The organism is Salinicola sp. DM10, from assembly GCF_017306975.2.
GTDB lineage: Bacteria > Pseudomonadota > Gammaproteobacteria > Pseudomonadales > Halomonadaceae > Salinicola.
The window spans coordinates 929553-942029 of record NZ_JAFLEN020000001.1 but is presented as its reverse complement, the minus strand read 5'-3'; the positions used below and the strand labels follow the sequence as shown (position 1 = coordinate 942029).

Below are 12477 nucleotides of genomic sequence, written 5' to 3'. Positions count from 1 at the left end.
CGGGACTCCTGTCAGTCAGCAGAGGGGATGGGGCGTTCGAGATTGTCGATCAGACGCTGCGCTAGCGCCTCGAAGGCGGCGAGCTCGGTCTCGCTCAAGCCCTTGGCGAGGCGCTCATGGGCGCGTTGCTCACAGGCATCGACCCGCGCCAGCATGGCCTGTCCGGCGTCGCTGAGCGTCAACTGCTGGCGTCGGCCGTCATCCGGTGCCGGACGTCGGTGCACCAGCCCGCGGCTGTCGAGATCTCCCAGCAGGCGTGCGAGCTGGGCCTTGTCCCACTTCAGCCTCTGGGCGATCGCGCTGGCGCTGCATGGCGATAGGCCGCGGATCGTCTTGAGCGTGCGAATCTGAGCGACACCGAGTTCGAGCTGCTCATCGGCGTAGGCTTGGCGCAGTGCGCGCTTGTAGGCGTGCAGCAGGCGGTGAAGGGTGTCGCCGGCGAGTGCTTGAGACATCGATCTCTCGATTTATTGGTTGATAAAGTCAACCAATTGAACGTCGATTACACCTGAATGTCAACCATTCTCATCTGCGAGCGGGGAGTTCACGCCCAGACTGCGGACGCAGCCTGGGTTGGTCTATAGCGAGATCGCGCGGCCGATGAACTGAATCGGGCCGGTGGGGCGGCCGAGCGGCGAGCCGCCGGCGTTTTCCAGCGTCAGTTCGAAGAGCTGGTTGGGCTGCAGTGGCGGCAGATCCTCGGGGCTCAGATGTAACGTCTGGCCGGGGCGGACCAGACCCAGCGACACCGGCCCCGACCAGTCGTCGGCCTTGGTCCAGAACTCCAGGGTCTTGCCCTGGGGCAGCTCGAAGGTGCCCAGGGGTACCAGCGCGATATCGTGGGCCGAGGCGGCCTGCACCACCCAGCCCGCTTGGGTATGCTGCGGAGTCGTCAGCACGACCAGGTAGCGCGGGGCAGCGCTCTCGGGGACGGCCAGCAGCAGCACGCTCAGTGCCAGTGATGCGGCGGCAGCGGCGAGGCCAACGCCGCGCCACAGGTGGAGACTGTGCCAGGCGCGCTGCCACAGCGAACGACGCTCTGCGGGCACCGGCTGCAGGCTGCGCTCGATACGCGACCACAGCCCGGGCGAGGGTGTGAGCGGCGGCGCCAGTTCGGTATACGGCTGTAGCCGCGACTCCCAGGCATCGATCGCCTCGCGCAGCGCCGGCTCCCCCGCGGCACGGCGTTCGACCGCGTGGCGCTCGGCCGCGCTCAGGGTGCCGAGCACGTACTCGCCGGCGAGGGTGTCGATATCGTCGGCGGCTGCGGCGTGAGCGTTTTCGGGCGAGCGGTCATTCATGACAGACACTCGCGCAGGCTCTGCAGGCTGCGTTTGATCCACGCCTTGACGGTACCCAGTGGGCGGTCCATACGCGTGGCGATCTCCTGATGGCTGAAGCCATCGACATAGGCGTGGAACAGGCAGTTGCGGCGGTCGGCGTCGAGCGCCGCCAGGCAGCGGTCGAGCTCACCGCGGCCGTGCCAGGCGAAGTGATCCAGCGCTTCGGCAGGCGCGGATGTGCGCTCGGCGTCGAGCGCTTCCGCGGTCTGCTCGTCGACGCTGATTTCGCGCTGACGGCCACGAATGTGATTGAGCGCCAGATGGCGGGCCACGCTGAACAGCCAGGTCTTGCCCGAGCCGCGCGTGGCATCGAAGGTGTGGGCACGTGTCCATACCCGTACGAAGGTATCGTGGATGATGTCTTCGGCCAGCGCGCGGTCGCCCACGATACGCTGAACCACGCCGAGCAGGCGTGCTCCCTCATGATCGTAAAGCTGGCGCAGCGCCTGATGATCGCCGCCAGCACAGGCGGCGATCAATGTGGCGTGATCGAGCGTCGTCAGCGTGTCCTCCTTTACGGCATCCACGAGCGTCGCGCCGAGGCGCGGGGCTACAGGCTGTGCACGCGGCACCCTTGCCACGTCCACTCCGGCCATACTACGCAGGGAGCCTTGCGTATGGCCACGAAAAGTATCGGTGCTGACCAAAGATCCCGCAGAGGAGCGCCCGCACGAGTGACCCGCCATCACCGTGCCGGAGCACGACGATGGCGGTCCAGGTGGTATCGGTGCAAATGGTCGCCCGCGCTTCAGCTGGCTTTCCAGAACAGGTAGTCGGCCTGATAGTCGACGATCTCTTCGGCGCCCAGATTGTCGCCGTTGCAAGTCATGTCCGGGGCGACGCCGCCCTGGGTGGCAAGACGCTGGACATAGGTCACGCCGACCATCTCGCCTTCGCCCATGGCGGGGTTGGCCTGGACCAGTTGCAGCGGAATGTTGCCCTCGCCGCCAGGGGCTGTGGCCAGCTGCGTACCGGTGATCTTGGAGCCGTCATTGGCTTCCCAGGTCGCCGGCGGGCCGTAGTAGCGGCCGAGCGTCTTGCCATCGGCGTCGTTGAGCTTGGCATCGGGGCCCTTGAACACCCAGGCGTAGCCGCCATCCTTGGCTTCGCAGGCGTAGGTGATCTGGCCCACGCCCACGGTTTCCATGGCGACCCGATTGCCGTCGGGCACCTTGACCGCGCTGGGCACGTCGGCGGCCAGGGCGGGGGCCGCGAAGCTGGCGAACAGGGCGGCGGTCAGGCTGGCGGTGGCTAGCGTGGAAATCTTCATCGACGTCTCTCCGTGGCATGAGAATGCGAAACCGGATGTCTCGCCCACGGCTTACCCGCGAGGCCCGGTGATGGATGCAGAGATGGGAAAATTTTTTTGCTCGAGCCCCAAAACAGCGACGCCCTGCCGATGAGGCGGGGCGTCGTAGGGTCGAACGCGAGAAGACACGCGAATGCTCGATCGCGATGACACTCAATCGCGATAGGCGGACTCCTTCAGCGCGCGGATGCGGTCGTCCAGCGGCGGGTGGCTGGCGAACAGCTTCTCCATCAGCTTGCGCGTCTGGCCGGTGGTGATGGCGAAGGCGGTCAACGAGTCCGGCATCTGGTCCGGCTGCTGGGTTTCCGCCTTGAGGCGGGAAAGCGCATTGATCATGGCCCCGGCGCCAGCGTACTTGGCGCCGGCTGCATCGGCCCGATACTCGCGGAAGCGCGAGAACCAGGCGACGATGATCGATGCCACCAGGCCGAATACGATCTCGGCGACGATGACGACGGCGAAGTACCCCATGAAGCCGAGGCCTCCGCCGTTGTCGCGGCCGCGCAGGAAACTGTCGACCACCTGCGCCACCACGCGGGCGAAGAACATCACGAAGGTGTTGAGCACGCCCTGGATCAGCGCCAGGGTGACCATGTCACCATTGGCTACGTGGCCGATCTCATGGGCCAGGACTGCACGCACCTCTTCCGGGCGCATGCGTTCGAGCAGCCCCTGGGAGACCGCTACCAGCGCGTCGTTCTTGTTCCAGCCGGTGGCGAAGGCATTGGACTGCTGGGCCGGGAAGATCGCCACTTCCGGCATCTGGATATTGGCCTGCTGGGAGAGCTCGCGCACGGTGTCCAGCAGCCACTGCTCGGTCGAGTTGCGCGGCTGGTCGATCACCTTGGCCTTGGTGCTCATCTTCGCCATCCATTTGGAGATGAACAGCGACACCAGCGAGCCGGCCATGCCGAAGACGAAGCAGAAGATCAGCAGGCTGTTCATGTTCAGCCCGTTGGCATTCAGATAGGGCTCGACGCCCAGCACGCGCAACGTGATGCTGGCGACGAGAACCACCGCCAGGTTGGTTGCCAGGAACAGGATGATTCGCATCATCGGTTTCTACCCTCAGTCGTGGAAAACCTGCGTTGTCGATGGCCGGATGGCCCTCGGCGATTGCTTAGCCTGTTATGCGTTATCACCGGCTAATCAGATGGTTATGGCCTGTTAGATACGACGTTAGGCGATAGGTTTCAAGAGGGGAAGGCCGCACGTCGCGCGCGGCCTTTGGGGCATGGCGGTGGCGGGCCACCGCCACGGGTCACTGGCGGTAGCGTGAGAGGAAGCGGGCGAAACGGTCGATCGCGTCACTCAGTTGGTCCGCCCAGGGCAGGGTGACGATGCGCACGTGGTCGGGGTGGGGCCAGTTGAAGGCCGTGCCCTGCACCAGCAGGATGCGCTCCTGCAGCAGCAGATCGAGCACCATCTGGGCATCATCGTGGATCGGGTAGATCTCCGGATCGAGCCGCGGGAAGGCGTAGAGCGCCCCCTTGGGCTTGACGCAGGAGACGCCGGGAATGGCGTTGAGCTTGTCGAACACCACGTCACGCTGCGCCAGCAGACGCCCGCCGGGCAGAATCAGATCGTTGATCGACTGATAGCCGCCGAGGCCAGTCTGGATAGCGTGCTGAGCCGGCACGTTGGCGCATAGCCGCATCGACGCCAGCATGTTGAGCCCCTGGATGAAATCCTCGGCGTTCTGCTTGCCCAACCCCCCGGAGAGAATCATCCAGCCGGAGCGGAAACCGGCGCAGCGGTAGCTCTTGGAGAGCCCGTTCATGGTCACCACCAACTGGTCGTCCTCGGCCAGGGCGCCGGTGGAGACATGTTCGACGCCGTCATACAGGATCTTGTCGTAGATCTCGTCGGAGAACACCACCAGGCCGTGCTCGCGGGCCACGCCGAGGATCTCCTTGACCACCGCCGGCGGATAGACCGCGCCGGTGGGATTGTTAGGGTTGATCAGCACGATCGCGCGGGTGCGGGCGGTGATCTTGTCGCGGATGTCGGCGATATCCGGTGCCCAGTCGTTGGCCTCGTCGCACAGGTAGTGCACCGGGTGGCCGCCGGAGAGATTGGCGGCGGCGGTCCACAGTGGATAGTCCGGCGCCGGGATCAGCACTTCGTCGCCGTCGTTGAGCAGCGCCTGCATTGCCATCACGATCAGCTCGGAGACGCCGTTGCCGATGAAGATGTCCTCGATGCCGACCTGCGGAATGCCCTTGCGCTGGCACTCCTGCATGATCGCCTTGCGCGCCGAGTAGAGCCCCTTGGAGTCGCAGTAACCCTGAGCCGTCGGCAGGTTGCGCATCACGTCCTGCAGGATCTCTTCGGGTGCTTCAAAGCCGAAGGGTGCAGGGTTGCCGATGTTCAGCTTGAGAATGCGATGGCCTTCGTCCTCGAGGCGCTTGGCGTGTTCGAGGACCGGCCCGCGGATGTCGTAACAGACGTTGTCGAGCTTGTGCGATTTCCGAATGGGGCGGGTCATGAGGTTTCCGTATGCTGCACAACCGAAGAGATCAGGCGGCGTCTGGGGCGCCGCGAGCGGGTGGCGGGCTGCATCGCCGACGCCCAGCATAACGCCGCGCGGACGCGGCGCAAGGGGCAGAAGCGCAAGGCTGTCAGGGCGATCTGTCATGCTCGCCGGCGTCGGCTCGTTCAGGTCGTCGGCGCGGCGGCGTCGTCTTCGCTGTCCGGTTCCGGGGCGGGGATGTCCGCCGGCAGTTCCAGGGTGACCCGGCCGAGCTTGCCATCGCGCAGCTCGTGCAGCAGCACCTCGGCGCCGCGGTGCAGGTTGATCACGCCGCCGGCCTTCAACCCGCCGCGCTTGCGCGCGATCTCGTTCATGATCGCATGGCCGTCGAAACCGGCACGCGCCTGCAGGTCGACCAGTTTGGGGCCGTCGGCATCGACGCTCTCTGCCGCCACCGGAGCGACGTAAGCCGGCAGGTCGTCGAGCTTGTAGCGCTCGCGCAGGGCCTCGGGATAGCGCTTGGCCAGCTCGGCGGCGCAGACGATGGCCACATCCACGTACTCGATCGCGGTGTCACGAATGGCGCCGCTGGCGGCGAGCCGGTAGGCGCTGGCCTGATCCTCGATCTTGGGCCACAGCACGCCGGGGGTATCGATCAGCGCCACGCGGCCGTCGATCCGGATCTTCTGCTGGCGCTTGGTCACCGCCGGCTCGTTACCGGTCTTGGCGATCTTGCGCCCGGCGAGGCCGTTGATCAGGGTCGATTTCCCCACGTTGGGGATACCCATCACCATCACCCGCACATCGCGGTCGGCGCGGACCTGACCGGCCAACTCGTGGCACAGCGCCGGAATCTGCTTCAGCTCGCGGGCCTGGGTGGTGGTCACCGCGATGGCGCGGCTGTCGGGCTGGGCGTCGAAGTGCGCGATCCATGCCTGGGTCGCCTCGGGGTCGGCGAGGTCGGCGCGCGAGAGGATCTTGAGCACCGGCTTGTGCTCGGTCAGATCGGCCAGCATCGGGTTGCCGCTGGAGTAGGGTAGACGCGCATCGAGCACCTCGATGACCACGTCGATCTCCGGCAGCGCCTCGGTGATCTGGCGGCGCGCCTTGTTCATGTGACCGGGATACCAGCCGAGCATACGTCTCTCCTGCCAATGTCATGCCTGTCGGGGGGATGCCCGACGCCAAGCGGGCGGACAGTCTAGCAGGATGCGGCCCTCAGCGGCTGCAGGGTGGGGGTGTCGGCATGAACGGCGGGTGGGGGCAGCCGACGGGTGATGGCAATCTCGTGCATCCAGTCGCCGGCGGGCGGCGTAGAGGCATGGATCATCAATCGCAGGGAAAGGAGCCCCGCATGAAACCTCTCGTATCCATCGCCGCCGGCCTGCTGCTCACCAGCGTTGCCAGCGTCTCGTTGGCCGCCGGCAATCCGATCAGCGTGCATGTCCTGAATACTCAGAGCGGCAAACCCTCGGCGGGCGTCGAGGTCACGCTCGAGCATCGGGCCGACGGCCAGTGGGAGACCATCGCCACCGGGACCACCTCCGAGGATGGGCGGATCTCGGCGCTCTATCCCGAAGACGAGACGTTCGAAGCCGGTGTCTATCGCGCCGTCTTCGCCACCGGTGACTGGTACCGTGCCCGCGGCACCGAGACCTTCTTTCCCGAAATCACCGTCCCGTTCGAAGTCGTCGACACGCAGCAGCACTACCATATCCCGCTGCTGCTGAGCCCCTACGCGTACTCTACTTATCGCGGCAGCTGAGCCTGGTAGGATAAGCGGCGACAGTCATAATGACAGCGCCCCGACCGAGGTCGGGGCGCTGGCGTATGGGGCGGTCTTTCTGGCACTGCTGTCTTTCTGGCACTGCTGTCTAGGCGTCACCTTGGCGCTAGCGTCTCGGGTCGAGCGCTTTGGCGCTACCATGATGCAGCTCGCCGCGGCCATGAAACGGCCTGCCATGACCGTGAGCCAGATGGCTGCCCACGGGCGCGGTCATTCGCCGGCATGGAAGGTGATGGCCACCGAGTTGATGCAGTAGCGCTGGCCGGTGGTCTCCGCGGGGCCGTCTGGGAAGACATGGCCCAGGTGGGCATCGCAGCGGCGGCAGGTCACTTCGATGCGGCGCATGCCGTGGCTGGTGTCCGTGTGCTCTTCCACCGAGGCGGCGGCCAGTGGACGGTCGAAGCTGGGCCAGCCACAGTGGGCTTCGAACTTGTGCTCGTTCTCGAACAGCGGGGCGCCACAACAGACGCAGTGATAGATGCCCTGGACCGGCTCGACCTGGTAGTCGCCGCTGAACGGTGGCTCGGTGCCTTTTTCCCGGGTGACGTGATACTGCTCCGGGGTCAGCTGTTCGCGCCACTCGGCGTCGCTCTTCTTGATTCTACTCATGGCGGGTCTCCTCGTGCCTCGTCACCTGTCTGCATTACAGGCCATTTGCGGCGCTCTCGCCAGCGCGTTTTAGGTGGCGACGAACAGCGGTGAAATCAATTGCTTGACAGCTTTGGGCGGCCTCAGTAATATGCGCGCCATCTCGACGGAGACGAGACATTGCGTCCCATTCGTCTAGTGGTCTAGGACACCGCCCTTTCACGGCGGTAACAGGGGTTCGAACCCCCTATGGGACGCCACTCGACTCTTTCGAAGATACTGTCGAAGCCAGTCTGGTTCGTCAGTCAGGATGCGGGAATAGCTCAGTGGTAGAGCATCGCCTTGCCAAGGCGAGGGTCGGGAGTTCGAATCTCCTTTCCCGCTCCAACAATGCGTCCCATTCGTCTAGTGGTCTAGGACACCGCCCTTTCACGGCGGTAACAGGGGTTCGAACCCCCTATGGGACGCCACTTCGATGATCGCTCGATCATCCCGTCGAAGCCTGGTTTCGACTCGACAAGCGGGAATAGCTCAGTGGTAGAGCATCGCCTTGCCAAGGCGAGGGTCGGGAGTTCGAATCTCCTTTCCCGCTCCAGTTTTGTAGGATCTGAAGCGTGATCAAGGGTCGTGAGCCGGAACGCCGGTCCGATCGATCTCCTTTCCCGCTCCAGTTTTGTGGTACCCGGTAGGTGATCGAAGGCTCCGCCTGGCTGTCACTCTCCGGTCTTGCGTCCCATTCGTCTAGTGGTCCAGGACACCGCCCTTTCACGGCGGTAACAGGGGTTCGAACCCCCTATGGGACGCCACTTCGATGATCGCTCGATCATCCCGTCGAAGCCTGGTTTCGACTCGACAAGCGGGAATAGCTCAGTGGTAGAGCATCGCCTTGCCAAGGCGAGGGTCGGGAGTTCGAATCTCCTTTCCCGCTCCAGTTTCGTGGTACTTGAAGCGTGGCCGAGGGTCGTGAGCCGGAACGCCGGTCCGCTGGAACGCCAGCCCGGTCGATCTCCTTTCCCGCTCCAGTGTCGTGTTGTCCCAAGCGTAAGCTATCGCTCTCCTCACTTCGTCCGACCTGCCGAGATGCTGGCGTCTGTCGCCATCTTCTGGGCTCGATGATATCGCGTCGGCTGTGAATTCCAGGTACGCATCGCGCAGCATGCTCCCGTCCTCGCTGCCGCCGGCTGGCTTCCCGACTACGCTGACACGGTAGCGTGGTGACGCTGACGATAGCGGCGACAGTCACGACCATCGCGTCTATTCGTCTGCTAAAGATTGATTTTTCATCGATCGGCCCCATATGTGGCGGCACTTCTTCTACGTACTCGACAGGAATCCCTGATGGCAGAACCGGCACTGTCCATCCGCGGGCTGACCAAAGTCTACGGTAATGGATTCGAAGCCCTCAAAGGCATCGATCTCGATGTCGAGCAGGGCGATTTCTTCGCGCTGCTCGGTCCCAACGGCGCGGGCAAGTCCACCACCCTGGGCATCGTCTGCTCACTGGTGCAGAAGAGCGCGGGCCAGGTGAAGATCTTCGGTATCGATATCGACCATGACTTCGCCAAGGCGAAATACAACCTCGGCGTGGTGCCGCAGGAGTTCAACTTCAGCCAGTTCGAGAAGGTCGAGGACATCATCCTCACCCAGGCGGGCTACTACGGCATGCCGATGAAGGAGGCCAAGCCGCGCTGTGAGCGTCTGCTCAAGGATCTCGGCCTGTGGGACAAGCGCAACGGTGCCGCGCGCATGCTCTCCGGCGGGATGAAACGCCGGCTGATGATCGCGCGTGCCCTGATTCACCGTCCGCGCCTGCTAATTCTCGACGAGCCCACCGCCGGGGTCGATATCGAGCTGCGCCGCAGCATGTGGGAGTACATGCGCCGGATCAACGAGGAGGAGGGCACCTCGATCATCCTGACCACGCACTATCTCGAGGAAGCCGAGAGCCTGTGCCGCAATATCGCCATCATCAACCGGGGCGAGATCATCAAGAATACCTCGATGCGCGGCCTGCTGACCGAGCTCGACACCGAGACGTTCCTGCTCGATCTTGCCGAGCCGCTGGAGGCCGCTCCCCAGGTGGAAGGCTTCGAGATCGAGCGGGTCGACTCGCACCAGCTGGCACTCTCCGTGCGCAAGGGCACCGATCTCAACGATGCCTTCCAGCAATTGACCCGTCAGGGCGTGCGCGTGCTGTCCATGCGTAACCGGGCCAATCGTCTGGAAGAGCTGTTCGTTTCGATGACCTCGCCGCCGGATGCCAGCAGCGGTATCGACAGCGCCACTTCGACACCGGCCAAGGAGACGGCATCTTGAATACCCGGCAACTGCTGATTTCGCTCTGGACCATGGTGGTGAAAGAGGTGCGCCGCTTCGTGCGGATCTGGCCCCAGACCCTGGTGCCGCCCTCCATCACCATGACCATGTACTTCATCATCTTCGGCAATCTGATCGGTTCACGCGTGGGCGAGATGCACGGCATCTCCTACATGTCCTACATCGTGCCGGGCCTGATCATGATGTCGGTGATCACCAACAGCTACTCCAACGTGGCGTCATCGTTCTTCTCCAACAAGTTCCAGCGCAGTGTCGAGGAGATGATGGTCTCGCCGATGCCCAACTGGGTCATCCTGGGTGGCTTCGTGATCGGTGGTGCGGCACGCGGGCTCGGCGTCGGGCTGATCGTGACGCTGGTTTCGCTGTTCTTTACCCATCTCGATCTGCACCATCCGTTCTTGACCCTGATGGTGGTGGTCATGACCGCCTTGCTGTTCTCGATTGGCGGCTTCATCAATGCGCTGCTGGCCAAGAAGTTCGACGATATCTCGATCATCCCGATCTTCGTGCTGACGCCGCTGACCTATCTGGGGGGCGTGTTCTACTCGATCGACCTGCTGCCGGAGTTCTGGCAGAAGGTGACCATGGTCAACCCGATCCTCTACATGGTTAACGCCTTCCGCTACGGCATTCTGGGCATCTCCGACATTCCGGTGAGCGGGGCGCTGATCGCCATCGCCGCCTTCATCGTCGTGTTCTGGTGCCTGGCGCTTTGGATGCTCAACCGCGGCAAGGGGATTCGCTCATGAGTACACCGCGCCCGGAGACCCTCGCTGATGCGCCGTTGGGTCGCGAATCCGCCTATCCCGAGCGCTACGATGCCGCCTTGCTGTTTCCCATCGAGCGTGCCGCCAATCGGGCGCCGCTGGGAATCGAGGCCACGTCGCTGCCGTTCGTCGGTGGTGACGAGTGGTGGGCTTTCGAGCTCTCCTGGCTCGACCCGCGCGGCAAGCCAGTGGTCGCGGTGGCGCGCTTCCGACTGCCGGCGGATTCGCCCTGCCTGATCGAATCCAAGTCGTGGAAGCTCTATCTCAACAGCTTCAATCAGACCACCTTCAGCGGTCGCGATCAGGTGATCGAAACGCTGGTGCGTGATCTGAGCGCGGCAGCGGGTGGCGAGGTCACGGTGGAGCTGTTCGGTGTCGATGACGCCGCACTCGCGCCGGCGCCGCTGCCTGGCGAGGGGATCGACGAGCTCGAGGTCGAAATCGACCGCTATACGCCGGCGCCGGAACTGCTCGCCTGCGACGAAGGCGCTATCGTCGAGGAGACGCTGCACTCGCACCTGCTCAAGTCCAACTGTCCGGTGACCGGCCAGCCCGATTGGGGCAGCGTGCTGATTCAGTACCGCGGACCGCGGATCGAGCGGGCGTCGCTGCTGCGCTATCTGATCTCCTATCGCCAGCATCAGGATTTTCACGAGCACTGCGTCGAGCACATCTTCGTCGATCTGATGGCACGCTGCCGCCCCGAGCGGCTGCTGGTGATGGCGCGTTACGTGCGCCGCGGCGGGCTCGATATCAACCCGTGGCGGGCCACGCCGGGCTGGACGCCGGCATTGCCGCCACGTCTGCTGCGGCAGTGACGCTTTTGGCGTAGAGTCGAGCGACCCCTTGCGTGTTACCACCGATGTCTCAGAGGAGTCAGACATGGATGCCATGACGCTACTGCATCAGCGTCGTTCGATGGGCAAACTGGCCGGTCCGGCGCCGACCGCCGAGCAGCTCGAAGCGCTCTACCGTGCCGCGCTGCGGGCGCCGGATCACAAGGAAATGACGCCGTACCGTTTCATCGAAATCAGCGGTGAAGGGCTCGACCGCCTGGGTGAGCTGTTCGCCCGCGCCGATTATCAGGCCAATCCGCATATCGACGATGCCACTCTCGATGCCGCGCGCAAGAAGCCCAAGCGGGCGCCGATGATCATTGCGGTGATCGCGTGCGTCACGCCGGACCTGCCCAAGGTGCCGCCGGTCGAGCAGATCATCTCCGCGGGTTGCGCCGCGCATGCCATGCTCTACGCGGCGTTCGCGCAGGGGCTGGGGGCGATGTGGCGCACCGGTACCTATGCCCATGACAAGACCGTATGGCGCGGGCTCGGCCTGGGCGAGCACGAAGAGCTGATCGGCTATCTCTATCTCGGCCAGCCGGGAGGCCGCTACCCTCAACCGCCGGTGCGCGATCCGCAGACGTACGTCGAGCGCTGGCAGTGAGGCAGAAAAAGCCAGACGAGGAAAAAAATGGCTTGCGATCACGGAGTTAGGCGGATAAGCTGTGCGCCGTTCTGAACGAAGCGGCAACGCCGAAACGGGCAGGATGACAATGCGGAGAGGTGTCCGAGTGGTCGAAGGAGCACGCCTGGAAAGTGTGTAAGTCGAAAGGCTTCGAGGGTTCGAATCCCTCCCTCTCCGCCACGAATCGAAAAGAACCGGCTTCAATGGCCGGTTTTTTCATGTCTGGCATTTGGCGTCATGAGAGGGAGGTGATGAGAACCCTCCGGTTCGCACCGAGGCGCTCGCGGTGTTGGTGTTCGAGCGCCGACAAGCGGCCTCGCGAAGCGAGCCGATAATCCCTCCCTCTCCGCCACGAATCGAAAAGAACCGGCTTCAATGGCCGGTTTTTTCATGTCTGGCATTTGGCGTCA

At 64.1% G+C, this 12477-nt stretch carries 13 protein-coding genes and 7 tRNA genes; 12 read left to right on the top strand and 8 right to left on the bottom strand.

All coding sequences use genetic code 11. From position 1 onward, the window contains the following. Positions 1-11: 11 nt before the first annotated feature. The 7 genes from J0A90_RS04225 to ylqF form a co-directional block, all read right to left on the bottom strand. Positions 12-455 carry a MarR family winged helix-turn-helix transcriptional regulator gene (locus J0A90_RS04225; protein ID WP_035471385.1) on the bottom strand — a complete coding sequence of 148 codons (444 nt, stop codon included), beginning with the start codon at positions 453-455 and terminating at the stop codon, positions 12-14. Between the two features lie 123 nt (positions 456-578). Further along, entirely contained in the window at positions 579-1301 is a 723-nt protein-coding gene (locus J0A90_RS04220) for an anti-sigma factor domain-containing protein (protein WP_207030925.1), read from the bottom strand. Next, on the bottom strand, positions 1298-1870 hold the full coding sequence (locus tag J0A90_RS04215; protein ID WP_233076480.1) for a sigma-70 family RNA polymerase sigma factor: 573 nt from the start codon (positions 1868-1870) through the stop codon (positions 1298-1300). Before J0A90_RS04215 ends, J0A90_RS04220 begins: the two co-directional genes overlap by 4 nt. A gap of 221 nt (positions 1871-2091) precedes the next feature. After that, positions 2092-2613 (bottom strand): DUF3455 domain-containing protein, encoded by a 522-nt coding sequence (locus J0A90_RS04210; RefSeq protein WP_207030920.1) that lies wholly within the window; start codon positions 2611-2613, stop codon positions 2092-2094. Between the two features lie 192 nt (positions 2614-2805). After that, entirely contained in the window at positions 2806-3708 is a 903-nt protein-coding gene (gene htpX / locus J0A90_RS04205; RefSeq protein WP_035471392.1) for a protease HtpX, read from the bottom strand. A 205-nt stretch (positions 3709-3913) separates the two neighbouring features. Beyond that, a complete protein-coding gene (locus tag J0A90_RS04200) occupies positions 3914-5140 on the bottom strand; it encodes a pyridoxal phosphate-dependent aminotransferase (RefSeq protein WP_207030918.1) in 1227 nt (408 codons plus the stop codon). 170 nt (positions 5141-5310) lie between these two features. Further along, entirely contained in the window at positions 5311-6264 is a 954-nt protein-coding gene (gene ylqF, locus J0A90_RS04195; protein ID WP_035471398.1) for a ribosome biogenesis GTPase YlqF, read from the bottom strand. 215 nt (positions 6265-6479) lie between these two features. Between ylqF and uraH the strand changes: the two genes are divergently transcribed. Beyond that, positions 6480-6890, top strand: a complete 411-nt coding sequence (gene uraH / locus J0A90_RS04190) for a hydroxyisourate hydrolase (protein WP_207030916.1) — start codon at positions 6480-6482, stop codon at positions 6888-6890. A gap of 231 nt (positions 6891-7121) precedes the next feature. On the opposite strand, the gene msrB is transcribed toward uraH, so the two are convergent. Then, positions 7122-7520, bottom strand: coding sequence for a peptide-methionine (R)-S-oxide reductase MsrB (gene msrB, locus J0A90_RS04185; protein WP_207030904.1), 399 nt, complete (start codon positions 7518-7520; stop codon positions 7122-7124). A 163-nt stretch (positions 7521-7683) separates the two neighbouring features. Here msrB and J0A90_RS04180 point away from each other — a divergent pair. The 11 genes from J0A90_RS04180 (at position 7684) to J0A90_RS04130 (ending at position 12247) form a co-directional block, all read left to right on the top strand. Then, a tRNA-Glu gene (locus J0A90_RS04180) sits at positions 7684-7759 on the top strand. Between the two features lie 52 nt (positions 7760-7811). After that, positions 7812-7886, top strand: a tRNA-Gly gene (locus J0A90_RS04175). 7 nt (positions 7887-7893) lie between these two features. Continuing rightward, positions 7894-7969, top strand: a tRNA-Glu gene (locus J0A90_RS04170). Between the two features lie 50 nt (positions 7970-8019). After that, a tRNA-Gly gene (locus J0A90_RS04165) sits at positions 8020-8094 on the top strand. Positions 8095-8229: 135 nt separating this feature from the next. After that, a tRNA-Glu gene (locus J0A90_RS04160) sits at positions 8230-8305 on the top strand. A gap of 50 nt (positions 8306-8355) precedes the next feature. Next, a tRNA-Gly gene (locus tag J0A90_RS04155) sits at positions 8356-8430 on the top strand. 407 nt (positions 8431-8837) lie between these two features. After that, the gene (locus J0A90_RS04150) at positions 8838-9815 is read left to right on the top strand and encodes an ABC transporter ATP-binding protein (protein WP_207036934.1); all 978 of its coding nucleotides are present in this window, start codon (positions 8838-8840) and stop codon (positions 9813-9815) included. Further along, entirely contained in the window at positions 9812-10585 is a 774-nt protein-coding gene (locus tag J0A90_RS04145) for an ABC transporter permease (RefSeq protein ID WP_035471407.1), read from the top strand. Before J0A90_RS04150 ends, J0A90_RS04145 begins: the two co-directional genes overlap by 4 nt. Then, on the top strand, positions 10582-11421 hold the full coding sequence (queF, locus tag J0A90_RS04140) for an NADPH-dependent 7-cyano-7-deazaguanine reductase QueF (protein WP_207036936.1): 840 nt from the start codon (positions 10582-10584) through the stop codon (positions 11419-11421). The genes J0A90_RS04145 and queF overlap by 4 nt, the downstream gene beginning before the upstream one ends. Positions 11422-11485: 64 nt before the next feature. Beyond that, positions 11486-12046 carry a nitroreductase family protein gene (locus J0A90_RS04135; protein ID WP_207036938.1) on the top strand — a complete coding sequence of 187 codons (561 nt, stop codon included), beginning with the start codon at positions 11486-11488 and terminating at the stop codon, positions 12044-12046. Between the two features lie 113 nt (positions 12047-12159). Beyond that, a tRNA-Ser gene (locus J0A90_RS04130) sits at positions 12160-12247 on the top strand. The last annotated feature ends 230 nt before the right edge of the window (positions 12248-12477 follow it).

Bases quoted from the DNA above. Each gene is read 5' to 3' on its own strand.
- J0A90_RS04225 (WP_035471385.1), bottom strand. From the start codon at position 455: ATGTCTCAAGCACTCGCCGGCGACACCCTTCACCGCCTGCTGCACGCC.
- J0A90_RS04220 (WP_207030925.1), bottom strand. From the start codon at position 1,301: ATGAATGACCGCTCGCCCGAAAACGCTCACGCCGCAGCCGCCGACGAT.
- J0A90_RS04210 (WP_207030920.1), bottom strand. From the start codon at position 2,613: ATGAAGATTTCCACGCTAGCCACCGCCAGCCTGACCGCCGCCCTGTTC.
- htpX (WP_035471392.1), bottom strand. From the start codon at position 3,708: ATGATGCGAATCATCCTGTTCCTGGCAACCAACCTGGCGGTGGTTCTC.
- J0A90_RS04200 (WP_207030918.1), bottom strand. From the start codon at position 5,140: ATGACCCGCCCCATTCGGAAATCGCACAAGCTCGACAACGTCTGTTAC.
- ylqF (WP_035471398.1), bottom strand. From the start codon at position 6,264: ATGCTCGGCTGGTATCCCGGTCACATGAACAAGGCGCGCCGCCAGATC.
- uraH (WP_207030916.1), top strand. From the start codon at position 6,480: ATGAAACCTCTCGTATCCATCGCCGCCGGCCTGCTGCTCACCAGCGTT.
- msrB (WP_207030904.1), bottom strand. From the start codon at position 7,520: ATGAGTAGAATCAAGAAGAGCGACGCCGAGTGGCGCGAACAGCTGACC.
- J0A90_RS04150 (WP_207036934.1), top strand. From the start codon at position 8,838: ATGGCAGAACCGGCACTGTCCATCCGCGGGCTGACCAAAGTCTACGGT.
- queF (WP_207036936.1), top strand. From the start codon at position 10,582: ATGAGTACACCGCGCCCGGAGACCCTCGCTGATGCGCCGTTGGGTCGC.
- J0A90_RS04135 (WP_207036938.1), top strand. From the start codon at position 11,486: ATGGATGCCATGACGCTACTGCATCAGCGTCGTTCGATGGGCAAACTG.